Origin of the sequence: Rhodococcus sp. 14-2483-1-1, assembly GCF_002259335.1 — a bacterium.
Classification (GTDB): Bacteria; Actinomycetota; Actinomycetes; order Mycobacteriales; family Mycobacteriaceae; genus Rhodococcoides.
In genome coordinates, this window is record NZ_NPFX01000020.1 from 93514 (window position 1) to 118110 (window position 24597).

Annotated in this window: 22 protein-coding genes; 11 read left to right on the top strand and 11 right to left on the bottom strand. The window is 63.2% G+C overall.

Features of this window, described 5'->3' with window-relative positions; genetic code table 11:
* Window positions 1–53 precede the first annotated feature (53 nt).
* Genes CH294_RS18010 through CH294_RS18030 form a run of 5 tightly spaced genes read left to right on the top strand, consistent with a single transcriptional unit; the run spans window position 54 to window position 6724 of the window.
* Window positions 54–1514: an MFS transporter gene (locus CH294_RS18010; protein WP_141216520.1), complete on the top strand. Its 1461-nt coding sequence runs from the start codon at window positions 54–56 to the stop codon at window positions 1512–1514.
* Window positions 1511–2800, top strand: coding sequence for an NtaA/DmoA family FMN-dependent monooxygenase (locus tag CH294_RS18015; RefSeq protein WP_037171260.1), 1290 nt, complete (start codon window positions 1511–1513; stop codon window positions 2798–2800). The genes CH294_RS18010 and CH294_RS18015 overlap by 4 nt, the downstream gene beginning before the upstream one ends.
* Window positions 2800–4239, top strand: coding sequence for an MFS transporter (locus CH294_RS27870; RefSeq protein WP_094738711.1), 1440 nt, complete (start codon window positions 2800–2802; stop codon window positions 4237–4239). The genes CH294_RS18015 and CH294_RS27870 overlap by 1 nt, the downstream gene beginning before the upstream one ends.
* Entirely contained in the window at window positions 4236–5399 is a 1164-nt protein-coding gene (locus CH294_RS18025) for an NtaA/DmoA family FMN-dependent monooxygenase (RefSeq protein WP_249305380.1), read from the top strand. The genes CH294_RS27870 and CH294_RS18025 overlap by 4 nt, the downstream gene beginning before the upstream one ends.
* Window positions 5396–6724, top strand: a complete 1329-nt coding sequence (locus CH294_RS18030; protein ID WP_094738713.1) for an NtaA/DmoA family FMN-dependent monooxygenase — start codon at window positions 5396–5398, stop codon at window positions 6722–6724. The genes CH294_RS18025 and CH294_RS18030 overlap by 4 nt, the downstream gene beginning before the upstream one ends.
* Before the next feature lie 43 nt (window positions 6725–6767).
* On the opposite strand, the gene CH294_RS18035 is transcribed toward CH294_RS18030, so the two are convergent.
* Window positions 6768–7619, bottom strand: a complete 852-nt coding sequence (locus CH294_RS18035; RefSeq protein ID WP_094704345.1) for a GntR family transcriptional regulator — start codon at window positions 7617–7619, stop codon at window positions 6768–6770.
* A gap of 280 nt (window positions 7620–7899) precedes the next feature.
* Here CH294_RS18035 and CH294_RS18045 point away from each other — a divergent pair, with 280 nt between their 5' ends.
* Complete coding sequence (locus CH294_RS18045) at window positions 7900–8817, top strand: ABC transporter ATP-binding protein (RefSeq protein WP_094738714.1); 918 nt, start codon at window positions 7900–7902, stop codon at window positions 8815–8817.
* A gap of 25 nt (window positions 8818–8842) precedes the next feature.
* Here the strand turns inward: CH294_RS18045 and CH294_RS18050 are convergent, their stop codons facing one another.
* The 4 genes from CH294_RS18050 to CH294_RS18065 are packed head-to-tail and all read right to left on the bottom strand — an operon-like array spanning window position 8843 to window position 12867.
* Window positions 8843–9988 (bottom strand): serine hydrolase domain-containing protein, encoded by a 1146-nt coding sequence (locus CH294_RS18050; protein WP_094738715.1) that lies wholly within the window; start codon window positions 9986–9988, stop codon window positions 8843–8845.
* Window positions 9978–10619 carry a TetR/AcrR family transcriptional regulator gene (locus tag CH294_RS18055; protein WP_094738716.1) on the bottom strand — a complete coding sequence of 214 codons (642 nt, stop codon included), beginning with the start codon at window positions 10617–10619 and terminating at the stop codon, window positions 9978–9980. The genes CH294_RS18050 and CH294_RS18055 overlap by 11 nt, the downstream gene beginning before the upstream one ends.
* Entirely contained in the window at window positions 10616–12178 is a 1563-nt protein-coding gene (locus CH294_RS18060) for a class I adenylate-forming enzyme family protein (RefSeq protein ID WP_094738717.1), read from the bottom strand. The genes CH294_RS18055 and CH294_RS18060 overlap by 4 nt, the downstream gene beginning before the upstream one ends.
* Window positions 12179–12204: 26 nt before the next feature.
* Complete coding sequence (locus CH294_RS18065) at window positions 12205–12867, bottom strand: nitroreductase family protein (protein WP_032383742.1); 663 nt, start codon at window positions 12865–12867, stop codon at window positions 12205–12207.
* Window positions 12868–13050: 183 nt separating this feature from the next.
* Here CH294_RS18065 and CH294_RS18070 point away from each other — a divergent pair, with 183 nt between their 5' ends.
* Window positions 13051–14991: an NAD(P)/FAD-dependent oxidoreductase gene (locus tag CH294_RS18070; RefSeq protein ID WP_170944774.1), complete on the top strand. Its 1941-nt coding sequence runs from the start codon at window positions 13051–13053 to the stop codon at window positions 14989–14991.
* On the opposite strand, the gene CH294_RS27270 is transcribed toward CH294_RS18070, so the two are convergent.
* The 3 genes from CH294_RS27270 to CH294_RS18085 all read right to left on the bottom strand — a co-directional run bounded on the left by CH294_RS27270 (window position 14992) and on the right by CH294_RS18085 (window position 16957).
* Complete coding sequence (locus CH294_RS27270) at window positions 14992–15252, bottom strand: hypothetical protein (RefSeq protein ID WP_141216521.1); 261 nt, start codon at window positions 15250–15252, stop codon at window positions 14992–14994.
* Window positions 15253–15629: 377 nt separating this feature from the next.
* On the bottom strand, window positions 15630–16265 hold the full coding sequence (locus CH294_RS18080; RefSeq protein WP_141216522.1) for a hypothetical protein: 636 nt from the start codon (window positions 16263–16265) through the stop codon (window positions 15630–15632).
* A gap of 14 nt (window positions 16266–16279) precedes the next feature.
* Window positions 16280–16957 (bottom strand): hypothetical protein, encoded by a 678-nt coding sequence (locus CH294_RS18085; protein WP_094738787.1) that lies wholly within the window; start codon window positions 16955–16957, stop codon window positions 16280–16282.
* Window positions 16958–17221: 264 nt separating this feature from the next.
* On the opposite strand from CH294_RS18085, the gene CH294_RS18090 reads away from it, so the two are divergent.
* The gene (locus tag CH294_RS18090) at window positions 17222–17749 is read left to right on the top strand and encodes a hypothetical protein (RefSeq protein WP_094738720.1); all 528 of its coding nucleotides are present in this window, start codon (window positions 17222–17224) and stop codon (window positions 17747–17749) included.
* Window positions 17750–17761: 12 nt separating this feature from the next.
* Here the strand turns inward: CH294_RS18090 and CH294_RS18095 are convergent, their stop codons facing one another.
* Together CH294_RS18095 and CH294_RS18100 are read right to left on the bottom strand one after the other, a co-directional pair.
* A complete protein-coding gene (locus tag CH294_RS18095) occupies window positions 17762–18235 on the bottom strand; it encodes a helix-turn-helix domain-containing protein (RefSeq protein WP_094738721.1) in 474 nt (157 codons plus the stop codon).
* On the bottom strand, window positions 18232–19341 hold the full coding sequence (locus CH294_RS18100) for a serine hydrolase (RefSeq protein WP_094738722.1): 1110 nt from the start codon (window positions 19339–19341) through the stop codon (window positions 18232–18234). Before CH294_RS18100 ends, CH294_RS18095 begins: the two co-directional genes overlap by 4 nt.
* Window positions 19342–19540: 199 nt before the next feature.
* Between CH294_RS18100 and CH294_RS27535 the strand changes: the two genes are divergently transcribed.
* On the top strand, window positions 19541–19699 hold the full coding sequence (locus tag CH294_RS27535) for a hypothetical protein (protein WP_170944775.1): 159 nt from the start codon (window positions 19541–19543) through the stop codon (window positions 19697–19699).
* Window positions 19700–19995: 296 nt separating this feature from the next.
* Here CH294_RS27535 and CH294_RS18110 read toward each other — a convergent pair whose 3' ends face one another.
* The gene (locus CH294_RS18110; RefSeq protein ID WP_094738724.1) at window positions 19996–20769 is read right to left on the bottom strand and encodes a hypothetical protein; all 774 of its coding nucleotides are present in this window, start codon (window positions 20767–20769) and stop codon (window positions 19996–19998) included.
* 610 nt (window positions 20770–21379) lie between these two features.
* Here CH294_RS18110 and CH294_RS18120 point away from each other — a divergent pair.
* A complete protein-coding gene (locus CH294_RS18120) occupies window positions 21380–23323 on the top strand; it encodes a class I SAM-dependent DNA methyltransferase (protein WP_094738726.1) in 1944 nt (647 codons plus the stop codon).
* Between the two features lie 47 nt (window positions 23324–23370).
* The gene (locus tag CH294_RS18125) at window positions 23371–24591 is read left to right on the top strand and encodes a hypothetical protein (RefSeq protein ID WP_170944776.1); all 1221 of its coding nucleotides are present in this window, start codon (window positions 23371–23373) and stop codon (window positions 24589–24591) included.
* Window positions 24592–24597: the final 6 nt, after the last annotated feature.

Below are 24597 nucleotides of genomic sequence, written 5' to 3' on the forward strand. Positions count from 1 at the left end.
CTGCAGGGGTCGGCCCGTCGACGCAGGTGCGACCCGACTCGTATCCCTGGCGCGTGCTGTCGGTCACCGGACTCGGGATGAGCATCACGTTCGTATCGGTGTCGATGCTCCCCGTCGCACTACCGGACATGAGCGCGGGACTCGGAGCCTCTGCAGCACAAACCGATTGGTTCATGCTCGCGTACCTGCTCACCACCGCAGTGTTCATCATGGTGCTCGGCAAACTCGCCGATCTCGTCGGACGCCGACCGGTGTATCTCGCAGGCTTGGCCTGTCTGACCGTCAGTGCCGCGGTGATCGCGTCGGCGACGGACCCCGACATCGTGATCGGCTTACGCGTCGTGCAGGGCATCGGCGCGGCGGCAGTGATCACCAACACCACTGCGCTGCTCGTGGAGGCATTCGAGCCGCAGAAGCTCTCGATCGGTATCGGCTGGAACATCACGATCATGTCGCTCGCCATCTCTGTCGGACCGTTGCTCGGTGGCGTTCTGACCGAAACCGTCGGGTGGCGTGGGGTGTTCGGAATCGTCGTTCCGCTCGGCGTTGTCGGGACGGTCTGGGCATGGATCACCCTGCGCCGGACACCGCGGCCGAAGGCAGGGGCACCCCTGGACTACGCCGGTGCGCTGGGCTCGATGGTCATCCTCGGTGGCCTGGTCTACGGGGTGAATCGCGGTGGCAGTGACGGTTTCGGGTCGTGGCACTCGGTGGTACCGCTCGCCGGTGTCGTGGTCGCCGCCCCGCTGTTCTGGTGGTGGGAGAAGCGAGCCACAGACCCGATCGTGGATCCGAAACTGCTCGCGGACAGATTCCGCGGCAGTGCCTACACCGCATCGTTCCTGGTGACGATGGCGGAAGGCGCGGTGGCCGTGACCATGTCGCTCTACCTCCAGAGTGTCGTGGGCTCGAGTCCCATCGACGCCGGATTGCAGATCACCGCACTCGCCGTCGGCACCACCGTGATGTCGCCGATCGCGGGCACACTGGCCACCCGAGTCTCGACGCGGACGTTGACGACGCTGTCCACGCTCGGCACCGCAACGGTGCTGTCGGTACTTGCCCTGCACATCGCGGGGCCGGCCCAGGACGTCCCCATCGTCGCCCTGCTGTTCGCCCTCGGTCTCAGTGGCGGGATCTTCAAGACGGCCAATGCGGCGGCGATCAACGTGGGAGTGGCACCGAACCGTTCGGGGATGGCGAACGGACTTCGTGTGTCCCTCGACAACACTGCAGTCACCCTCAGCACAGCGCTCGCCCTGGTCCTCGTGGTGTCTGCACTGCCGCCGACGCTGCGTGAATTGGTGTACTCCGGCGACACCGAGATGTTGCCGGACGGCGGATCCGATTCGTTGACAATGGGATTCGTCATCGCCGTGGCCGCCATGGCATTCGCAGCGCTACTGGCGAGCGTGGCGTCGGGCCTGCGCGGAATCCATCCGAAGGAACCTGCCGAGCTGTCTCGGCTGCACAGAAGTGATCTACCCACATCGAGAGCAAGGAGCACGGCATGACCAAATTTCATCTGGGGTGGTTCACCAACTTCTCCAACCCGCCGTGGAACACCACCTGGGCCGGCGACGAAGGCAGGACGTGGGCCAACGGCGAATTGCATGTCGACTTCGCGCGGTCACTCGAGCGAGCCTGCTTCGACTACATCATGCTCGAGGATTCGTCGATGGTCTCGGATGCCTTCGAGCAGACGTCGAGGGTGGACCTGAAGTACGGACTGTATGCGCCCAAACACGATCCCGTGACGTTGGTTCCGATGCTGACTGCGTCGACGAAGCACATCGGCATCATCGCAACGTGTTCGACGTCCTTCTACCCGCCGTGGCTACTTGCGCGACGGTTCTCCACTCTCGATCACCTCAGCGGCGGGCGTGTCGGCTGGAACGTCGTGACCTCCAGCGAGGACCGCGCTGCGCAGAACTACGGCATGGACAAGCTGGCCGAACACGACCAACGGTACGAGCGCGCCGACGAGTTCGTCGATCTCGTCAAGCAGCTGTGGGCTTCGTGGGAGGAGGACGCGATGGTCCTCGACCGGGACACCGGCACGTATGTCGATCACACGAAGGTCCATGTCACGAACTTTCGCGGCAAGTACCACGCATCGCGCGGACCGCTGAATCTACCGCGGTCACCGCAGGGCGAACCGGTGATCTGTCAGGCCGGCGGATCACCGCGGGGTCGCGAATTCGCCGCCCGCAACGCGGAAACCATCCTCAGCGCGGCCAAGGATCCGGCCGCGATGAAGGCGTTCCGCGACGACATCAGAATGCGGATGGAGAAGGAAGGCCGCGATCCGGACAGCTGCAAGATCATGTTCATCACCCAGCCCGTGCTGGCGGATACCGAATCCGACGCGCGCGCCAAGGTGGAGCGCATGACCGCCGATGTCGATTCACGCATCGAGTCTGCGCTGGGCCACATTTCGGCACTGACCGAAATCGATCTGTCGACCTACGAGTTGGACGAGGAGTTCCCCGAACTCTCCACCAACGGACACCGGACGACGCTCGGCGACTTCCTCTCCTACGGCAATACGCCACGCAAGGCGGCACTCGGCTGGTCCATGAAGAACGTGCACTACGTCGGCACCCCTGACTCTGTTGCCGAGCAGATGGGCGAGACGATGGACTTCGTCGGTGGTGACGGGTTCTTGATCACCGGGAGCATCGGCCGCCGCTACGTCGGCGAGATCACCGAGGGCCTCGTCCCCGCGCTGCAACGACGCGGCCTCGTCCGTACCGAATACGAGCACGACATGTTTCGTGAGAATCTCATGTCCTTCTGATGCGGTTGCTACGCAGAGACTCGGTGGTACCGGGCCCGGTGTACGCGTTGGCCTTCGTCAACGTCTGCATCGGTCTCGGCTACGGCGTTGTGGCTCCGGTCATTCCGGTCTTCGCCCGAGATTTCGGGGTCTCTGATCTCGCGGCCTCGTCGGTGGTGAGCATCTACGCGTTCACCCGAGTGCTGGCCTCGTTCGGTGCATCCCGTCTGCTGATGAGGTTCGACGAACGCACGATCCTCACGGCGGGACTGCTGCTGGCCGCAACATCCTCGCTCGCAGCAGCATTCGCTCCGACCTTTCTGTCACTGTTGTTGCTTCGAGCCGTCGGCGGCGTCGGAACGGCGATGTTCACCGTGGCCGGTCAGCAGTTGCTCTTCCGCTACAGCACCCCGGAAACCGGAGGCAGAACTGCGTCCGTCTTCCAGTCCGGCTTTCTCATCGGCGGGGTACTGGGCCCGGTCATCGGCGGTGCCGTCGCTCTCGTCTCGCTTCGGGCCCCGTTCCTCACCCACGCACTGACGCTGATCGTCGGAGTCGCCGTCGTCTGGTTCGCATTCCGATCCAGTGACAAGAAGGACGCCGCGAACGGTGTCGTGCACGATACGACAACACGACCGGAGATGATGACGCTGCGAAGTGCGTTCGGCCACCGGGGGTTCCGTGCGTCGATCGCGTCGAACTTCGCCAACGGCTGGGTCGGCAACGGGGTGCGGTTCACCCTCATCCCGCTGTTCGTGGCGACGGTGATCGGCGGCAGCCCCTTCGTCTCGGGGTTGGTTCTCGTCGTCGGTGCCGTTGTGCAGATCGTCGTCGTCAAACCTGCGGGCAAACTCGTCGACAGCTGGGGTCGACGGCCCATGCTGGCCTTCGGATCCGGTCTGATCCTGCTCGGGCTCGTCGTTCTCGCCCTCGTTCCGACTCTGCCGATCCTGGTGCTGACGATGGTGCTGTGGGGAGTGGGCGGCACGTGCGCCATGGTGGCGAGCGCCGCGACCGTCGGCGACGTGCTGGCGGGGCGCGGCGGCAGTCCCATTGCCGTGTACCAGGTCACGTTCGATGTCGGCACCATGCTCGGCCCGCTCGTCGCCGGTGCCGTCGTCGCTCAGACGTCCTATTCTCTCGCGTTCACCGCCAGCATCCCCGTTGCAGCGCTGGCAGTCCTGCTCGCACTTCGACCGTGGCGGACCGTCGCTGTGTCGACCCCCGAATCGAAGGTGGTCGTCACCGAGGAGTCCGCCGTCCCTACCCCGACCATTCACGACCACCACTTTGGAAAAGAGGACCGATGTCACAACCGTTCACTCTCGGTTGGTTCACCAACTACCTCGTACCCGACTGGACCGGACCCTTCGCCGGAACCGGTGGAACAGACTGGGCCGACGGCACTTTCGCTGTCGACGTCGTGCGCGCGCTCGAGCGAGCGGGAATCGACTTCGTGATGCTGGAGGATTCGACGGCGCTGACCGATATCTACGGCGGCACGTTCGAGTCCGAACTCAAGTGGACACCGCGAGCGCCGAAGCACGACCCGATGGCGCTGGCCTCACGACTGGCGTACGAGACCGACAGAATCGGCATCGTCGTCACCGCGTCCACGAGTTTCTACCCACCGTTCCTGCTCACTCGGCTGCTCTCGACCCTCGACCATCTCAGTCGCGGACGGATGGGGTGGAACATCGTCACTTCGACCGGGGACCGAGCGGCACAGAACTTCGGCAAGGACACGCTGCCGACCCACGATGCCAGGTACGAGATCGCCGAGGAGTTCGTCGACGTCGCGAACCAGCTCTGGGCGTCCTGGGACGCCGATGCCGCATCCCCGATCGCTCCCGGCCTCGAGTCCTACGTGGACCACACCAAGGTCAGGACCATCGATCATGTCGGAGCGCACTTCTCGGTCCGGGGCCCGCTCAACACCTTGCCGAGTCCGCAGGGCAAGCCGGTGCTGTGCCAGGCGGGAGCGTCGAAGTCCGGTATCGATCTCGCGGCACGAGTCGCCGATCTCGTTGTCGCTGCGCCGAAGGGGCGAGACGCGATGCGCGAGTACCGAAACACGGTGCGGGCCCGTGCCGCGGAATTCGGACGCGACCCCGACGACATCAAGGTTCTCTACATGGTGACGCCGATTCTGGGGGAGACCGAGGAAGATGCGAATCGCAAGGCCGAGCGCTACTACGAGGCGACCGATGCGGCCATCGCACGCCGGCTGATCATGCTGTCCGGAGACATCGACTTCTCTGTGCTCGACGTGGACAAGCCGATTCCGGACGATCTGAAGACCGAGGGGAGCACCAGCATTCTGGACAACCTGCGGAAATGGGCGAACGGCAGATCGATTCGCGAGACCGTGGCCACCGAACGGACGGAATCCTTGCGACTGGTCGGCACGCCGGCCAGTGTGGCGGACGAAATGGAAAGCGTCATCGACGAGGTAGGCGGGGACGGCTTCCTGTTCTTCGGGGGTGGCGGCGGGGTGCTCAACCGTCGGTACGTCGATGACGTGTGCGACGGGCTGATGCCCGAACTCGCACGACGGGGCGTCGCAGGCACCGGGTACCGCGGTGGCAATCTTCGTGAGCACCTGGCAGGTGTGCGATGAGTACACCGCGCATGCATCTGGGCTGGTTCACCAGCTTTCGTCCACCGGTGTGGAGCTCGCACTGGACCGGATCCGATTCCGACTCCTGGGCGGACGGGCGTTTTCACGTCGAGATGGCTCAGGCGCTCGAGCGTGCAGGATTCGACTATCTGATGCTCGAGGACTCGTCCATGGTGTCCGACATCTACGGCGGCACCACGGAGTTCGATCTGGCGAAGGCGCAGTACGCGCCCAAGCACGATCCGGTCGCACTGGTGCCGATGTTGGCCGCGGCAACATCGAGGCTCGGGATCGTAACCACGATGTCCACCAGTTTCTACCCGCCGTACCTGCTGGCACGGGTGGTGTCGACTCTCGATCACATGTCCCACGGACGGGTCGGGTGGAACGTGGTGACGTCGAGCGAGGACCGCGCCGCACAGAACTTCGGCATGGGCGCACTGCCGCCACACGACGAACGGTACGAGCGCGCCGAGGAGTTCGTCGAGGCTGTCGATGCGCTCTGGAAGTCGTGGGAACCCGACGCGCTGGTGATGGACAAGGCGTCGAACACCTACGTCGATCACACCAAGGTGCACGACGCGAATTACGTCGGCAAGTTCCACCGCACGCGCGGTCCGCTCAACACGCTGCCGATGCCCCAGGGCAGGCCGGTGATCTGCCAGGCCGGGGGATCTCCGCGCGGACGCGCATTCGCCGCTCGCAATGCCGACACGATCATCTGCCAGGCTCAGGGCATCGAGGCGATGAAGGCCTATCGCGACGACGTTCGGGCGATGGCCTCGGACGCAGGCCGCGATCCGGATTCGATCAAAATTCTCTACATCGTGTCCCCGGTGCTGGGTGAGACCGACAGCGAGGCTCGCGAACTGGATGCGCGGTCTCGTGAGGCAACCGATGGACGGGTGCACGCTGCGTTGGCGCACATTTCCGCGGTGACTGGCAACGATCTATCGACGATGGACATCGATGCCCCGCCTCCGGATCTGACGACCAACGGACACCGCACGACGCTCGCCGACTTTCTCGCGGGTTCGGGCAGCAGCAAGTTCAACGAGGATGGAACTCCGAAGACGTTGCGCCAGTTGGCTGCCACGTGGTCAATCACCTCGGTGCCGCTGGTGGGTACTCCCGATACCGTGGCAGAGCAGATGGAGGACGTCATCGATGCAGTCGGCGGCGACGGCTTCCTCATGACCGGTCGGCTCGGGCGTCGGTACTACACCGAGGTGACCGACGGTCTGGTGCCCGCGCTGCGTCGCCGCGGATTGGTGCGAGACGCATATGCGCACACACAGTTCCGCGACAATCTGCTGGACTTCTGACTGATCGACACCAGGGGGTCGGTATTCGCACGACCCCCTGGTGTCAGTTCAGGGTGGTGGTGCCGGCCGTGACAGTGGATCCGATGATGGCGACTCGATCGGCTCGGAAGTGTGTGAAGCTGAGCTCGGACGGACGGCCATCGGTATCTCGAGTGATCAACTCGCGCAACAATACCGGTGATCCTACCTGCATCTCGAGTAGCTCGGCCGCCCGTTCCTGGCAGGAGATCGCCTCTACCACGGAGCTGCTTCCGCCGTAGGTGGTGCCGAAGATTCGATGATGCGCGACGGCGATCGGTGGGAACTCCGAGTGGTTGCTCTCGATGCGTTCGGTGAACTCGTCGATGTCGAAGTCCGTGATGCAGTAGCCGACGCGAAGGTAGAGCGGCTTTGCGTTCATCCGGCCGATCTGTTCGAGCAGAATCACCGACTCCACGTCGCTACCGATGAACTCCTGGATGACCGCAGGTGCAGTGATGCGCCGGCATTCCAGTGTCTCCACCGTCAGTCGGCCCGCGTCCGGCATGCCCGCCCACGCTCTCGGGCCCACTTCGCCTTCGCGTACGGCCACGATGTCGTGAGCGATCGATGTCCCTGCTCGACGCGCCCGCAGCACGACGCCATCGTCGGCGAGCATCTGAAGCGCCTTGCGCACAGCATTTCTCGTCGCTCCCAACGTCTCGATGAGATGCTGCTCCGAGAGAACCTCGTCGTGCGGCATCGTGCCGCGGCGGATTCCCGAGCGGATCAGTTCGTACACACGGCGGGGGGAGGTTACGGACTTCTCGCCGCGGTTCGATTGCGCGCGAATGTATCTGGCGCGTTGCTCGTCGGCCTGTCTGCGTAGATGGGCGGCAACGGAGCCGGATTGGTCGTCGAAGAAGGGGCGAGTCATCTGTCATCGCCTTTCGGGGATGCGCATGGGAGATCCGAGGTGGCCGCAGCGTCGAGATCACCGATGATGACTACGAGCATATCGGACATCGGCGTTCGACCCGTTGTCAGCGCTGCGGCCTTAACGAAGAAAATTAAGAACAAATACCTGCTCAGGGACGTATGGGCGCGGCGCATGTGCTGCGTAATGCGCTGTTTACCGCCGACGCGGCTCTGGGAAACACCGTGCCGCGACCATGGACACCGTACTTAAATCGACGGCGTATCGGCAGGAGTTTCCTATGACGACAACCGCAGAGCGAGAATCGCTTTCGCTTTCCAGTCGCGATCATGACACCGATGACTACTCGCTGGTAACCGACCGGCCGGTTCTCGGTGTCGAGGATCTCACTGTGACATACGGAACCGGTGACTCTGCGGTGGTCGCGGTGAGGAAGGCATCGTTCGAGATTGCACCCGGCGAGCGAGTTGCTCTGGTGGGTGAATCGGGTTCGGGGAAGTCGACCTTGGCCATGACGATCGCGGGATTGCTCGACGTATCGGCGGGCGCAACGGTCGAATCGACGCGTCTCGAATTCGAGGGTAGCCCGGCCCGGCCGGAGACCGGTCGCAGCGTGCCACGGCGCACCGACGGAATTGCGATGGTGTTTCAGGACGCCATGACGGCACTCGATCCGGTGTGGACCATCGGGGGCCAGTTCAAGCATGTGCTCGCGGGAGCAGGAATCAAGGGGAGGCGTGAGCGTGCGGATGCGACCGCGTACTGGCTGAACAAGGTCGGGCTCTCCGACACGAAGCGGGTGATGCGGAGCCGGCCGTACGAGTTGTCCGGCGGAATGCGTCAACGGGTGATGACTGCGTTGGCGTTGTGCGGGTCTCCGCGACTGCTGATTGCCGACGAGCCGACCAGCGCGCTCGATGCATCTCTTGCTCGCGGAACGATGGAGCTGCTGCAGAACCTGACCCAGGAGCAGGGGACTGCGCTGCTCATCGTCAGTCACGACATCAAGCTGTGCCTCGAGTTCTCCGACACCATGCTGGTGATGTACCGGGGCGAGTTGGTGGAGCAGAAGGCGTCCGCGGAAATCGTCGCAACCGCGATGCATCCGTACACCAAGGGTCTGTTGGGTTGCGTCCCCACTCTTGCGAACCGTTCGGCGACGAGACTTCCCGTGCTCCGAGACTTCATGCCTGCCTGACGGGTCTCGTTCAGTCGCGACCTGATCACGAGGTAGTGGATGACACGGCTTCGTAGACGGCGCGCACGTACTGCTCGGCGCGGTCGGAGCCGATGATTCCCGGCCCCATGCGGTTCATGACGTACGAGATGGTCAGCTTCGATTCCGGGTGCAGAACGGTCAGCGATCCGCCCCAACCGCCCCAGAAGCAGATCTTCCCGTCGGGGATGTAGGGCATTGATTCGTGCTGTGGCAGAGCAAAACCCAGGCCGAAGCGCAACGGAATGCCCAGGGCCAGATCGACTCCGTTGGGTTGCTCCTCGAAGATCGTGTCGATCGTCTCCGGGCTCAGCAGCCTTACGCCGTCGACGGATCCGCCTCGAGAGATGACCGACAGGATTCTCGCGACCGATCGGGCATTGCCGTGCCCGTTCAGTGCACCCATGTCCGCGGCACGCCACGCTGGGGTGTTTGCCGACGATGCCTGCACCAACGGTCCGAGAAAGGTCTTACGACGCACCATCGTCGGGTCGGGCACGGCAACATCGGACGGAGGGGGCGGCGGAACCACATCGGCGATCCGGACCCAGTCGCGTTCGGCGGCACCGATCTGGAAGTCGGCTCCGAGGGGACCAGCAATCTCGTCGGCGACGAACTGCCGCAACGACTTTCCCGTGACGCGGCGGACGAGTTCACCGATCAGGTGACCCTGACCGGCCGCGTGATACCCCGACGTGGTGCGCGAATCCCACCACGAAGCCTGCGCTGCCAGACGCGAGGTCGAGAGTTCCCAGTCGTAGAGGTCCTCTTCGCTGAACGGCCTGTCCCATCCCGAGACTCCGGAGGTGTGCGACAGCAGGTTCCGGACCGCGATGTCCTGCTTGCCTGCGGCCGCGAACTCGGGCCAGTACGTTGCCACCGGCGCATCGGGGTCGAGCACTCCATGGTCGATGAGCATCAACGCCGCCAGGCACGTCACCATTTTCGTCGTCGACCACACGTTGGTGATCGTGTCCGACTCCCACTTCAGACGGCGCTCTGTGTCGCGATAGCCACCCCAGAGGTCGACCGCAGTGTGGCCGTCGATATCGACCACCACAGACGCGCCGAGTTCGGCTCCGCTCTCGACGTTGGTGGCAAGCGCGTCACGCACCGCCGCGAATTCGGGCTCGCAGTGACCGTCAATTGCCATGTGATGCCCACAGAATGCGGTGAACGGCCAAGTCGACGTAGCTGTCGGCGACGTCCTCGATGCTGAGTTCGCCGCCGTCGTGGAACCAGTTGCTGATGCCGTTGAGCATGTCGGTCAGAGCGAACGATGCCAGACGCGCATCCGGGACGGTGAATTCACCACTGCGCATTCCGGCGGTGATCACGTCGCGGACGCGTCGTTGGTACTGACGGCGGTAATCCTCGATGACAGTGCGGTGCTCGGGGGTGAGTGAGGCGAGCTCGTGCAGGCCGACGATGTACTCCACCCGTCGTCGGTTCAGATGCACCAGGTGCGCACGCACCAGAGACGACAGGCGTTCGGTGGGGGTTCCGGCCGCATCGAGCAGCGGCAGGTTCTCCTTCGCCGGCTCCTGCGTGACCGTCAGACAGATCGCGAAGAGGATGTCTTCCTTGGACGGGAAGTGGTGGTAAAGGCTGGCACCCTTGATGCCGACCGCGTCGGCGATATCGCGCATGCCCACGTTCGAGTAGCCCTCACGCGCAAAGATGTTCGCGGCGTTGGCGACGATGTCTTCTCGCCGCTGGCGAGTGCGTTGCTGTCGGGGCAGCGCGGTGACCTCCGCCGGGTGCGTCGAATCGGGCTGCGTCATACGGTCTCCTCCACCGCCGCCAGCAGTCGCAGTTCACGCTTGAGGATCTTGCCCTGCGGGTCGACGGGAAGCTCGGCCACGATGTGTACCGACTTCGGGGCCTTGTACGACGCCAACTCGGTGCGGCAGTACTCGATGATCGCGGCCGGGTCGGCGGTCACTCCGTCGCGCGCGATGACGAAGGCGGTCACGGCCTCGGACCAGTACGGGTCGGGCACTCCGACGACGGCGGCACGCAGCACGTCCGGATACGTGTGGATGGTGCGTTCCACTTCCTGCGACGACACGTTCATCCCTCCCGACTTGATCATGTCCTTCATCCGATCGTAGAAGAACAGGTTGCCGTCGGCGTCGATGCGCACCATGTCGCCGGTGTGCACCCATCCGTCTCGGAACACCTCGGCGGTGCGTTCGGGGTCCTTGAAGTAGCCGAGCATCACCGATGGAGTGCGACAGAGCAACTCACCGATCTCGCTCTCGTTGCCCGCGGGGTCGACCACCTTGATCTCGAGGTGGGTGACGGGCTTGCCGATCCACGACGCGTCGCCGCCCGGAATGTCGTCGAGTGTCGAGAACCAGCCGACTGAGCCCAGCTGCGAGAGTTCCGACTGGCCCCAGTAGGTGCCCCAGATGGCCTCGGGGGCCGCGGCGGCCCAGGCGCTGATCGTGTGCGGTGACACCTGGCCACCGTAGGTGAGGCAGCGTCGAACCTGGATCACGGCCTCGGGGCCGAACTGCTCGTCACGGGCCAAGGCCAGGTAGAACGTCGGAGTCTGTGCGATGACGGAGATCTTCTCGGCAGCGATGATGCGTAGTGATTGCGCCGGGTCGACCGTCGCGGGCAGGACGAGGGTGGCACCCATCAGCGTCAGGGTCGTCATCGAGCCGAGTCCGGCGATGGTGTGGAAGGGCATGACGAACAGCCAGGTGTCCTCGGGACCCGTGCGCAGGCCCCAGCTCCACGCGGGTGCCGTGGAGATGAGGAAGTTGCGGTGCGGGATCATGACACCCTTGGGTGCCGCTTCGGTTCCGGAGGTGTAGATGACCATCGCGACGTCGTTCTCGTCCATCTCGACGTCCGGCTCGGTGGACGGGGTGTTCGCCGTCAGCGCGGCGTACTCGGGTCCGAACGTCACCAGGGTGGTGGCGTCCGGCTTCACCGGGGAGATGATCTCGGCATAGGCCGGATCGGCCACCACCACAGTCGGTTCCGCGTGTTCGAGTTGGTGCTTCACCTCGGCCGCGCGATACATCACGTTGATGCCCGTGAAGGCCGCACCGGCTTTGAGCGTGCCGTAGTACGCCACCACCACGTCGATGCTGTTGCGAGCCATCGATGCGACGCGGTCACCCGACGTCACTCCGAGATCGACCAGAAGGTTGGCGAACTGATTTGCCCGAGAATCGAGTTCGCCGTACGTGGTGACCTCGCGGGTGCCGTCCGCCGCGTAGCTGATGAACGCGACCTTGTTCGGCTGAGTCCGCGCATGGCGACGCAGCTGATCGCCGATGGTGGCGCGGCCGATGGGGGAGCGGTGGTGGATGGCAGTACCGGGCACGGCGGACTCCTTCAGGTGGAGGGGTTTCAGAGAGCAGGCGAGAGTGCAGCGGAGTCGAACATCGGCTGCGAGAACGTCTCTGCCGCAACGATCTGCTCCACCGGATCACGGGTGAGCTTGCGCGGGAAGGACTTCTCCGGATAGCCGACGGCGATGTGCGCGGCGGTGATGTAGTCGTCCGGGATGCCGAGCAGTTCGCGAATGGCCGGTTCCTCGTGGCACAGCAACGTCGTCACCGCGGTCGCGACGCCCTGATCGCGCAGGCTCAGGCACAGGTTCTGGACGGTGGGGTAGATGGATGCGCCGCCGACGACGGAGAGTCGTCCGAGTTCGTGGTCGGTGGGGTGCAGTCCGTCCAGCGCGGCGCAGACCACAACGATGGCGGGCACCTCGGCGAGGTGGCGGGCGAAGTAGTCGGCGTCCTGGACGGTCTTGGGCAATGCGCCGACGGCGACGGTTCCGCCGGTGATGCCGGCGAAGTAGGCGTCCCACATCGGGAGGTAGAGATCGGCGAGGGCCTGCTTACGGGCGGCGTCGCGCACAACGATCCATCGCACGGGCTGACGGTTTCCGCCCTGGGGGCCGAAGCGGGCGACGTCGAACGCGGCCTTGAACACCTCGTCGGGAACGGGATCGCTGAGGTACCGCCTGCAGGTGCCGGTGGTACGCATCGCCTCGGTGAGTTCCATGGGTGTTTCCCTTCGCCTGTCCGCTGTTAGGTAGTGCCATGAAGCATCGTGTGGCGTGGGCCACATTGTCAAGACTCGAATCGCTGTGAATTTCGAGATCGCGAATCCCTTGCGTGAAATTGCCTAACCGTGGTTAGTTGAGCTGTCGGAGTCGGATGGAGCAGCGCGCAGCAGGAGGTACCGGTGTCCACAGACGCAGGAACGGCAGCGGAGACCGTGGGTGGGGTTGATCGGGACCGGGTAGATCGGGACCGGCTCTCACGTGCTCTTACCGCGGCCAATCTGCCCACGCTGGTGGCGGTGCTCTATCAGTTGACCGGAGATCCCATGTGGCTCGCCGATCCGTATCGCCCCACGCGTAGTCGGGGCATGGACAACAACGACACGGGCGGATTCGACGACGCAGTTGCCGACCGCATCCGATCTGCGGCGCTCGACGCGATCTGCGCGTTCCACGAGGGTGCGCCCATGGCGGTGCCCTCGCCCGACTCAGAGCACCTCGTCGAGATGATCAGCGTGGCCGTCGGTGAGCAGGTTCCTCCTGAGTTCGGCGTCATGGTTGCCGAGGACATGGGGTTCACCGCCGCGGACACTCCCGTGGCCGCGCCGAACGATCTGTCGGTCATCGTGATCGGTGCCGGTGTCTCCGGGATGCTCGCGGCCATCAAGCTGCACGAGGCGGGCATCAGTCACACAGTGCTGGAGAAGAACTCCGACGTGGGCGGCGGCTGGTTCGAGAACACCTACCCCGGTGCCGGTGTCGACACCCCCAGCCACCTGTACTCCTACTCCTTCGCGCCGCGGGCCTGGAGCACCCACTTCGGCAAACGCGACGAGGTGTGGCGGTACCTCAGCGATGTCGCGTCCGAACACGATCTGCGGCAACGTATTCGATTCGACACCGAGGTTGCGACCGCCGAGTACGACGCCCAGCGACAGGGCTGGACCGTCACGACTGTCGACGGCGACACGCTGACCGCCGACGTGGTGATCACCGCGACCGGTCAGCTCAATCGGCCGAAGGTGCCCCACATTCCCGGGCTCGAGTCGTTCGATGGACCGATCTTCCACACCGCGAACTGGCCGGCCGATCTGGATCTGACCGGTAAGCGCGTCGCCATCGTCGGAACCGGGGCCAGCGCCATGCAGGTGCTGCCGGCCATCGCGTCGACGGTGGGGCATGCGACGGTCTTTCAGCGCTCGCCGCAGTGGGTGTCGTCGAGCGATGTGTACTTCACCGAGATGGGCGACGACGCCAACTACCTCATGGATGTCGTTCCGCTGTATCGGCTTTGGTACCGGACCAGACTCGCCTGGAACTTCAACGATCGGGTGCACAGTTCGCTGCAGGTCGATCCCGAATGGGAGCATCCGCAGCGCTCGATCAACCCGGCGAACGACGCGCATCGACGGGTCTTCACCCGCTACATCGAAGCCGAGCTCGAAGGCCGACCGGACCTCATCGAGAAGTCACTTCCCGATTACCCGCCCTTCGGCAAGCGGATGTTGCTCGACAACGGCTGGTACGCCGCGCTCAAGCGCGACAACGTCACGCTCATCGCCGACGCTGTCTCCTCGATCACTGCCAACTCGGTTGTGGCACGGGATGGTTCGGAGACCGAGGTCGATGTGGTGATCCTCGCGACGGGATTCGAGACCCACAAGCTGCTGACGCCGATCGACGTGCGCGGACGGTCGGGGGAGTCCATCCGCGATATCTGGGGCCCGGAAGATGCGCACGCGTACCTCGGCATCACCGTCCCGGACTTCCCGAACTTCTTCATCACCTGCGGCCCCGGAACGGTGCTGGGCCACGGGGGCAGTTACATCACCATCGCCGAATGCCAGGTGCGCTACATCGTCGATGTGTTGATCGACATGGTGGACAAGCGGATCGGAGCCATCGAGTGCAAGGCCGACGTGGAGACGGAGTATGTCCGCAAACACGACGAGGCGCACGCGAAGATGATCTGGTCGCACGGCGGCATGGACAACTGGTACCGCAACGACGCCGGACGCGTGGTCTCGACGCTGCCCTGGCGCATCGTCGACTACTGGGAAATGACGCGGCGGGCCGATCTCGACGACTTCGTCATAGAGCCTCGTTTGGATGAGGCTCGCTGATCAGTTCCACGTCGCCTGCTGCATAGACAATACGAACCCGTGGCCGACGCCGGCGTCGCAGACCATCGCCTCGACCCGCGAATAGCAGGTGTAGCCGTTGAACGAAATCGATGTGTTGTACTCCAGCGGCTGAGCATTCTCGACCCCGAAAGCGCCTTGGTTGAAGCACATCGGTGTCACCTGCCCGGGATCTAGGAAGAAGCCTTTGCTCATTTCGTCGGCCGAAAACGGCGGCTTGTCGCAGTCGGCACCGTCGGGCACCGGTGCGTTCGTGGCTTGACAGCCCGAAGAGAACGCAGTGGAACCGAGCTTGCAATAGACGTTGCCCGACGGTGATTTCCATCCGACTTCGTTGTTGATTGCGGAGTAGCGGGCCGCGTCGACGGGAGTGATCGATGCGGAGCCGGTCGTTGGTGTTGCGGGAGAACCGGATCCGGGCTCGTTGTCACTCGACGGTTGGGCAATCGGGGGTGCTGCTGCATCGGTCGATTCGGTCGGCGCACCTACCACTACCGTGGGGATGACCGACGGCATCCCATCCGTCGGTTCGGTCGAATTGCTACATCCGGTCAGGACCAACCCGGCACACGTGACAGCGGCTGCCAAGAAGGAAACGGTGCGAATCCTGTTGCCCCTCATCAGTTGGACGTCGCCTGCTGCATCGACAACACGAATCCGTGCCCGCCGCCCGCGTCGCAGATCATCGCTTCGACGCGGGAGAAGCAGGTCATCCCATTGAACGTGATGGAGGTGTTGTATTCCAACGTCTGCGCGTTCTCGACTCCGAATTCGCCTTGGTTGAAGCAGGTCGGCGTCACCTTCCCCGGCGTCATGTAGAAGCCTTTGCTCAGTTGGTCGATGGTGAAGGACGGAGTGACGCAGTTCGCGCCGTCCGGGACCGGAGCATCTCCTGATTGGCAACCGGACCCGAATTCGGTGGAGCCGATCTTGCAATAGATCTTGCCGGACGGCGACTTCCAACCGACCTCGTTGCCGTACGCGGTGTAGCGGGCCGGGTCGACGGGTGTGATGGGGTCGGTGTTGTTCACCGGGTTCGCGCCGGTCTGCGCTGGATCGGTGGCTTCCGGTGCGGACGCGGTGTCCGTGGTGTCGACCGGGGGGTTTGCAATGGTCACCTGGGGCGGCGCGGCAATCTGCGACGCGGCGCTGGGAGCTGGGGTCGGTGCGGCCGCGGGGGCGTCCTCGTTGCCGCATGCTGTCATAGCGAAAGCGACGGAAGCACTGGCCGCGAGAAGGGCGGTTCTACGGAACATTCGAAGCCCCTTCATCAGAATGCGATGTTGACGTCGCGAGAGATCATGAAGCCTCTGTCGCCGTCGTAGCAGGTGATGCCGGCTTCGGTGGAGCGGCAGAAGTTGCCGGTCACTCCGATGACCTGGCCGTACTGAAGCACCTGAGTGTCGCCGTTGTTCGGATCGCCGACGAAGATTCCCTGGTTGGTGCAGATTTGTTCGACAGTGCCGTCTTGGTTGATCTTCACCCCGTAGGTGTTGTTTGCCGTGTTCGCGCACTCGCGCCCGGTGTTGCCCGGTACCGAGTAGCGCACCTGGCAGCCCACGATCGTTCCAGGAGCGTTGGACGAATTGAATGCGCACAACACATTCCCACTGGGGGACTGGAAGAAGTACTGGCCGCCGGCCTGCTCGTAGTCGCGCGCATCGACGTTGACGTCGTCACGGTTGGGAGCGGGCGGCACTGCTGCAGGCCCTGCATCGGCGGGCTGCTCCGGTGCCGGGGTCACCACCTCCGGTGCCTCGACCGCTGGTCCGTCCGTTCCGGTGCCACCGCCCATGTCGGGGGAGTCGGCGGCTGACGGAGCAGGAGCCGCGCTGGTGACCGGCGCTGCGTCGGTGCTGGCCGGTGCCTCGGACCCACAGGCCGCGACGGTCAGGGTGGTAGCGGCGACCAGCGCACACATGGCCACGATGTTGCGGACTTGCCTCATTCGTTCGTCCTCACCGGTGGCTGCGAAGTGCATCACCTCTTGGAACGTTAATCGAACGGGTCAAGTGGTCTGTTAACGTCTTTCGTGTCACGACCGCGTCACGAATCGGTATACGGCTGGACTATCGGACATTTCGCCTGCGAGGGTGAAATCGACGAAACAGTCAAGAACCAGTTGATGTTTCAGCTTCAACCTGAGACGCCTGGTGTAGAACGTGATCCGATCCGGAATCACGTTGTGTGACATCGACGAAAGGCATGCACTATGCGAAAGTCATTGCGGCGAGCGGCAGTAGCGACAGCACTCACTGTTCCCTTGGTCTTCGGTATCGGAGCGGGCACGGCTGCTGCGGCCCCGCAGGTGACGAATCTGCAAGTGCCGATCGTGACGGGGTTCCAGATCGCTCCCGGAGCCGTCCCTGGTGGCTTCTTTCAGACCATTCCGATGAAAGCCACCGTGGGCGACGAGCCCGGTGTCGCTAGGTTCTCAGCCGCGAACATTGCCCCGTTCGCCGATCAGTATCCCTACCGGTATCTGAACCTGACCTGGCGGAATTTGGCGACAGGCGCAACGGGTGCCGCCGACCTTCGGCACTGGCAAGACGATCCGACACCGTCGCCCGAGGGACCCTACGGACGGGAAGACCTGCCACTCGAGGTGGTAGCGAACACCGGCTCGGGTCCCGTCGTGGTGACGGTGACGCATACCCGGGACTACTCGAACGGCGGTCAGTGGGGCTCCCCGTATCTCGACACCCTTCTCCCCGGTGCCGGCGTGGTGGTTGTTCCCTGACCCGGTTTGGCGTCAGGTACCCAGGTCGCCGGCGATATCGGCAGCAGCGAGCATCGAAACAAGCACGGGCACGACGCGTTTCGCGGCGATTCGATAGTCGCCGCGACCCTGCTGCTCGACGATGTTCGCCGAACTCAGCGTCTTGAGGTGGTGGTAGATCTGACCGGAGGAGCCGACTCCCACCGCCGCGTGCAGATCCGCCGCGTTCGCTGGGCCTCGCAGCAGTGTCCGCACGATCTGCAACCGCACCGGATGTCCCAGAGCAGCAAGCACTTCTGATGCCGACGGAACGGGTAGCTCTACGATGGCGTCGGGGGAGTAGCCGATGTCCCACCGGACCGTGCCGTGCAGATGGACGTCGCCTTGGTAGGCGATCATGCCGCCCGTCGACGGGGCGGCATCGAGCTGCTCGGGAGCGTCACGTCGTTCCAGCTCGGCGACGCGGGCTTCCAGCTCTGCCAGTCTCGACTCGAACTCTGCGCTCACACCACGCAGGCTATCCGGTCGAGAACCTCGGGCGAGAGCATCGCCTCGACGATGAGTTGCTGTTGCGCGCCGGCTCCTGTGTACGCTTGCTCGAATCTGTCTGCAGAAAGACCATCGGTGAGCCACACTGCGGTCGCGACAGTTCCGTCATTGCGGCGCAGCTCAAAACCCTGGGTCAGCACACCGGGGAGGCTGCCACCTTTGAAGCCGACGCCGCGGACGCTGTCACCTGCGGGTTGCCATTCCAGTTGGCGCAGAATGGTGTCGGATGCGTTGCCATAAGTGCCGTCCGTGAAGGCGCGATACATTCCGTTCAATTCTTCGGCCGAACCGGCGCGGAAACTGCTCTCGACCCTTGATACCTGGTCCTCGTAGGTCGGCACTTGCACGGACGCCTCGGCCTGGGCCCGGAACTGCGGGTCGAATGCCCACTTCTGAGCGATCTCCCAGGTATCTGCATCGGCGAGTCCGGGATCGAAGACCGAGAGCATGTCGGCCACCATGCTCGGTGCCTCGAAATTCTCCCAACCTCCTGCGGCTGCGGCGTCGACGAGGGCCTGATCGCCGAGTCGGTATCGGAGGTAGTCGGGCACCGAGTTGTCGCTCTCCTGGATCATGGCCGACACCATGTCGTCGATACGAACCGTGGCGTTGGGGTCGGTTGCGTTGGTGCCGGCGTTCGCAATGCCCAACCGGGTCAGGGCCTTCGGATGTGCATTGGCGTCGGTGCCGGGCACATACCACCGCTCCCAATCCGAGAGGGCCACTTGCTCGTTGGGGTCGATGGTTCCGTTCGCGACGGCCTGCGCGTAGGCGGCGAGATGCACCACCTTGATCGCGGATGCGAGTACCTGCTCTTCGTCGGCCCGATGTTCGACGGTTCGGCCGCGACCGTCGTCGATGACGAGGCTGACGGTGTCGGGAGCCTGATCGATCAGTCCGATCCACCCGTCCTCGGTGGCGAGGTCGGTCGAGGTGACGGCGGCGCAGTCCTCTGGCGTCGGGGTAGTGGTGGTGGTCGCTGCAGGTGCGTCGGTGTCGGTGGCGCATCCGCCCACCAACAGCGCAGCTACACAAGCTGTCGAGATCCAGGTCGAGCGTCGCATCGAGTTTTCCCATCCGTTATTCCGTAATTACGGATAACCATAGAAGAGGATTCGTGGCGGGGCAACCCGCAGCCCTCGCTCGGACCACTGCCCGCGAACTGCTTGTGCGATCGAGACTGTGGCCGTTGCAGCGCCATCGGCTGCGACAACGTTCGTCATAGCCGATGTCACAACGAGATCGAACGAGGTATGCGACGCCGTGGCTCACAAGACCGCGATCCGCTTGGCCGGCGCGCTAGGTGCGATCGCGGTTCTTCTCGCTGGAGCGTTCGGCTACTTCGCGGTCGAGTACGGGACCACAGCCTGGTTCAGTCGAGTTCCCCACAACTGCACGTGGAAGGACGCGAATATCGACTGAGCAATCTGCCGCTAAGCAGTAGCGTTCCGGCCCCGGATGCGCCTGCTGTGCCGGAGTGGTACCCCAAGCACCACATGTGGCCGCTTGGATACGAGGTCTATTGGCCGCGGGGCTTCGAGACCTCCACCGGCGTGCTGCTCGAGTGGCGAGACGGCCAGTTCTACCGATACACATTGCAGGGTGGACCCTGACGGCTACCACTGGAAATATGCCTCGTCACCTCGTTCGTTGCTGGGGAATGCGAGGGTCTGGAGCTGGTCGAACTAGTCGATTTCGCCTGAACCCGTTGCGGCCGTTCAGAACAACGTGGGTGCGGTGTATCGACCGTGTCGTGCTTCGTTGAGTCGAGCGCTCCAGCGCTGCACTAGCCACATTTCGATGAGTTCGGGGCTGGTGCCGATGTCGGTAGCCCAGTGGGTGATGAGTTCGACGTAGCGGTCGTAGCGGCGACGAGTGAATCCGGTGACCGACGGGTCTTCAAGCCACCCTTCGTGAATAAGCGTCGAAACCCCGTATTGGTCGATCAGCTGCGCCGGGCCACCGTAGACCGACGCTTTCACTGCCCACAGGAACGTGGCCATCAGGGACATTCCGACGCCGGGTGCATCAGGCCATCCCGACCAGGTCGAGTTCGGATGGTTGGGCACTGCGCGGTTGCGTACGCAGCTGTCGAGCACGGCAAGAGTCTTGGCGACAGGGTTCTCGCCGGGACGGCTGAGGTGCGGGTTCATGACGTCCGGGAATCGCCGCATCGCTCTTCGGTGCCGGTGGCTGCCCTGCCACGCTGCGCAGAGAAACAGCAGTCCGAGCGAATCATGTTCGCCCTCAGCCAGATCGGTGCCGATCCGAAGATCGTTGCGCTGCACCGTGGGACCGCCGTACTCGACGATTTCTCCGTCGAGGTTGCGGCCGCGCAGTCGCAGATCATGACCTGCCCTGTCGAGGTGGCCGTTCCACCAATCCAGGTCCACCTCAACGCCGTCGTCGAGGACATGTAGGTCGTAGCTGCGGTGCTGACACCACTGCACACAGGCTGTGGGCGGCGGGAACCCCTCGTCGCGTTGTGACATGCCGCCATCGAAGCATCGGGTACCGACACACTCCGTTGCGTTTTGGATGTCCCTGCGAACTGTCGGTCCCATATGGAACTGTGGGGTCTGATTAGCCATCAGAACGAACAGGGGAGTGCCGGTGACCGTTGCCGACAATGCTGTCGACAGGCCGCTCGTCGACGTGGTGATCGACGCCATCGACGCGGACGATGACGTGTCGAAGAGGTCAAGTGCTGCGTACTGGCAGCTCTCGAAGGGCCGACGTCACTGCAAGAGCTACTCGACGGCGTCTCGACGCAACCAGGAGACATCGAGCGAGAGGACCGGCGAAGAACCTGTCGGAGCGTCCGAACTTCGGCCGGTGTGGCCGTGTTCCCTGGTGTTGGTCCCAACGCCAAGCTCGAAAGGCGATATCCGAAGACCGCGACGGCTTTGGTTCGATTTGTAGTGGCGGGGTGCGCGGCGATGTCTGCAATCTCAAACAGAGGTGTCCGGATGCTGATTGAGTACCTCAAGGCGAGGTGGGTTTAGCCGCTCGGGTCGAGTGAGTAGAACCAATTGGGGGTCTCGTCGCGCGAACGCGCTCCGATCATGATCTAAGTTTGGTGGTAGTCGACGAAGGGAATGCATGTCACCGACTGGTTTCGAGAACAAGGTCGCGTTTGTCTGGAAGGTGGCAGACAAACTGCGAGGCACCTTCAAACAGCACGAGTACGGCTCGGTGATATTGCCATTGCTCGTGTTACGCCGGATGGATGCTGTACTTGCGCCCACGCGGGAAGCGGTGCGGGTAAAGGCCGCGGCATTCGGTCAGATCGGTGAAGGTGCCGACGCATTGCTAAAGCGGGCTGCAGGACAGTCGTTCTACAACACCTCGGCGTTCACATTTTCGACGATGCTCAGCGATGACAAGAACGTCGCTGCCAACCTGCGCGACGTCATTACCAAGCTTTCCCCATCGGCCTACCGGATCATCGAGGCATACGAATTCGACGCTCGCCTGGAGCGGATGGACCGGGCCGGCATCCTTTACGCCGTCCTCGCTGACTTCGCTGATCTCGACTTGAACCCGTCGGTAGTCAGCAACGAGGCGATGGGGTACATCTTCGAGGAGTTGCTCCGGAAGTTCTCCGAAATGAGCAACGAGACTGCCGGGGAGCATTACACACCCCGCGAGGTCATTCAGCTCATCGTCGACCTGCTTGTTAGCGGCCGAGCCGCCATCACGCTCACCGAGAACCCGGCCCCGGTCCGCACTGTCTACGACCCAGCGGCCGGTACCGGCGGCATGCTCATGACAGCGATGGCCCGCATCAAAGAGCTCAACGACCACGCAATCGTCAACGTTTTTGGTCAGGAACTCAACGACGAGACATGGGCCGTCGCCCAGTCCGATCTCATGATGCAGGGCATTGATCCGGCCCGCATGCGCAACGGAAACACCCTCACCCAGGACGCCTTCTCCGGCGACAAGTTCGACTTCATTCTTGCCAACCCACCCTACGGCGTGGACTGGAAGGCATACGCAGCGCCAATCCGCGACGAAAATGCCGGGCAGGGCCATGCCGGCCGATTCGGTGCTGGACTGCCAAGAATTTCGGACGGATCATTCCTGTTCCTGCAGCACATGCTCAGCCATATGAAGACCGGAGGCTCCCGAGTCGGCATCGTACTTTCGGGCTCACCGCTATTCTCCGGCCAAGCCGGGTCGGGTGAGTCGGAGATCCGCCGCTGGATCCTTGAAAACGACTGGCTCGAAGGGATAGTTGCCCTGCCCGACCAGATGTTCTACAACACTGGCATCTCTACCTATGTGTGGATACTCACCAACGACAAAGCAACCGAGGACTATGGCTTAATCCGGCTGGTCGACGCCCGCACGATGGGCACCAAGATGCGAAAGTCCCTGGGCGACAAACGTAAAGAGTTGACCGGTGCCGCCATTGACGAGATCGTCCGGCTATACCTGGGCGCGAAAAGTGAGTTCGCCGACGACGCTCGCGTCAAGGTGCTGACCCGCGAGGCGTTCGGGTTCCAACGGATCACCGTGGAGCGGCCGCTCCGCCGACGCTGGGAAGTCACCTCCGAGGCCGTCGCGACTGAGCCATATAGCGCCTACGCCGGTCTGGTCGGTAGGCGGTTCAAGAGTGAGAAGGCGCTTTTCGTCGAGGTCGGCGACCTTAAACCCGCACAGCGCAGAGCTTTCGCAAAGGCGTGCGCAGTAGCCGATCCTGACGCGACTATTATCACCGGCCGCGGCGGAAAGGCCGAACCCGACCCGGATCTGCGCGACACCGAGAACGTCCCCTTGCCGGCCGGATGGTTCGATCTCGACGACGACGCTCGCGAGCAGGCACTCACGGACGCCGCCGAGACACACTTAAAAACCGAGATCCACCCGTACGTTCCCGACGCTTGGGTCGACCACGACAAGAACAAGGTTGGCGTCGAGATCCCCTTTACACGCCAGTTCTACGTATACGAACCCCCGCGACCGATTGGAGAGATCGCAGCAGAGATCAGAGACCTAGAGACCCAGATCAAGGACTGGATGCGCGGGCTTGAGTTGTGAATAACCTAGCTATCGCTGCCGCGTATCCCGATTCCAAGCTCTCCGAGATGCTTCGCTTCAAAAACGTCATGCAACGTGTCGATACTCGGGTCGGTGAGTCGCTCGATGTCACACGGCTCTCGCTTTCCAGTGAAGGCCACTTGTATCCCAGGGCCGGAGCGACGGACCGGCAGCAGGCTTCGCAGGCGACCGAGCAGCGCAGTCTTCTGGTGGATCGGGACCAACTGGTTATCAATCCGATGTGGCTGACCGGTGGCAGTATTGCCATGTCGGACAAGCGCGGAGCAGTTAGCCCTGACTATCGGGTGTTTGCTCCGGACCAAGCGCGGGTCAACCCCCGCTACCTTCATCACCTCATGAGAAGCCAACCATATCGAGACCAGTACGACCTGTTTGTACGCGCTAACACCACCTTTGACCGGCGAATACAACAGAATGATCTTGACCAACTGCCACTGTGGCTGCCATCAGTCGAGGAGCAGACGCAGATCGCGGATTTCCTAGATAACGCAGTCGCCCGCATCGACAAGATCATTGCAGACCGCCGCACTCAAGCGAGCTTGGCACCCCAGTGGTCGGCTGCGAAGCTCCAAGAAATTTTCGATGAACTAATTTGCCAGCACGGACGTGGACGTCTCGGTTATCTGATCAGGGGGTTGGAGCAAGGTTGGTCACCGCAAGCTGAGAGTGCACCTGCGGGCTTCGAGGACTGGGGAGTTATGCGCGCCGGGTGCGTCAACGGTGGTGTCTTTCGAGAAGACGACAATAAGAGATTGCCCGATGAGCTCGAGCCGCAAAAACAGTACGAGATCAAGTCCAACGACTTACTTATGTCGCGTGCTAGCGGGTCCCTTGACAAGATTGGCAGCGTTGCCGTTGTCCCGCTTGAGGTCCGATCCCAGTTAATTTTGTGCGACAAGATCTATCGAATCACCCCCTTGCCGCAGTGGCGACCGGACTACCTCGCGCCTATGTTGCGCACGCACTTCAATCGCGAGAGCATCCGCGTTGGGGTGAGTGGTGCGGAGGGAATGGCAAACAACCTCCCCTCTGGCGTGGTGCGCTCTCTCTGGATCCCGCTCGCTCCACTGCCAGCGCAGGCAACTGCGGCGGCGACCGCGCTTGAGATCGAGGAAAGACAGGCCGCTTATGCGGCGAATGTTGGACACTCAATCGAGTTGCTTCATGAGTACAAGCAATCACTGATTACCGCTGCGGTTACGGGTCAGCTCGATGTGACGACTGCGGGGAGCGGAATTCCGAGATGAGGGACG

Bases quoted from the DNA above. Each gene is read 5' to 3' on its own strand.
- CH294_RS18100 (WP_094738722.1), bottom strand. From the start codon at position 19,341: ATGCGACGCTCGACCTGGATCTCGACAGCTTGTGTAGCTGCGCTGTTG.
- CH294_RS18050 (WP_094738715.1), bottom strand. From the start codon at position 9,988: ATGGCAATTGACGGTCACTGCGAGCCCGAATTCGCGGCGGTGCGTGAC.
- CH294_RS18035 (WP_094704345.1), bottom strand. From the start codon at position 7,619: ATGACTCGCCCCTTCTTCGACGACCAATCCGGCTCCGTTGCCGCCCAT.
- CH294_RS27870 (WP_094738711.1), top strand. From the start codon at position 2,800: ATGCGGTTGCTACGCAGAGACTCGGTGGTACCGGGCCCGGTGTACGCG.
- CH294_RS18030 (WP_094738713.1), top strand. From the start codon at position 5,396: ATGAGTACACCGCGCATGCATCTGGGCTGGTTCACCAGCTTTCGTCCA.
- CH294_RS18045 (WP_094738714.1), top strand. From the start codon at position 7,900: ATGACGACAACCGCAGAGCGAGAATCGCTTTCGCTTTCCAGTCGCGAT.
- CH294_RS18015 (WP_037171260.1), top strand. From the start codon at position 1,511: ATGACCAAATTTCATCTGGGGTGGTTCACCAACTTCTCCAACCCGCCG.
- CH294_RS18085 (WP_094738787.1), bottom strand. From the start codon at position 16,957: ATGAGGCAAGTCCGCAACATCGTGGCCATGTGTGCGCTGGTCGCCGCT.
- CH294_RS18080 (WP_141216522.1), bottom strand. From the start codon at position 16,265: ATGTTCCGTAGAACCGCCCTTCTCGCGGCCAGTGCTTCCGTCGCTTTC.
- CH294_RS18055 (WP_094738716.1), bottom strand. From the start codon at position 10,619: ATGACGCAGCCCGATTCGACGCACCCGGCGGAGGTCACCGCGCTGCCC.
- CH294_RS18110 (WP_094738724.1), bottom strand. From the start codon at position 20,769: ATGTCACAACGCGACGAGGGGTTCCCGCCGCCCACAGCCTGTGTGCAG.
- CH294_RS18065 (WP_032383742.1), bottom strand. From the start codon at position 12,867: ATGGAACTCACCGAGGCGATGCGTACCACCGGCACCTGCAGGCGGTAC.
- CH294_RS18125 (WP_170944776.1), top strand. From the start codon at position 23,371: ATGCTTCGCTTCAAAAACGTCATGCAACGTGTCGATACTCGGGTCGGT.
- CH294_RS18090 (WP_094738720.1), top strand. From the start codon at position 17,222: ATGCGAAAGTCATTGCGGCGAGCGGCAGTAGCGACAGCACTCACTGTT.
- CH294_RS18120 (WP_094738726.1), top strand. From the start codon at position 21,380: ATGTCACCGACTGGTTTCGAGAACAAGGTCGCGTTTGTCTGGAAGGTG.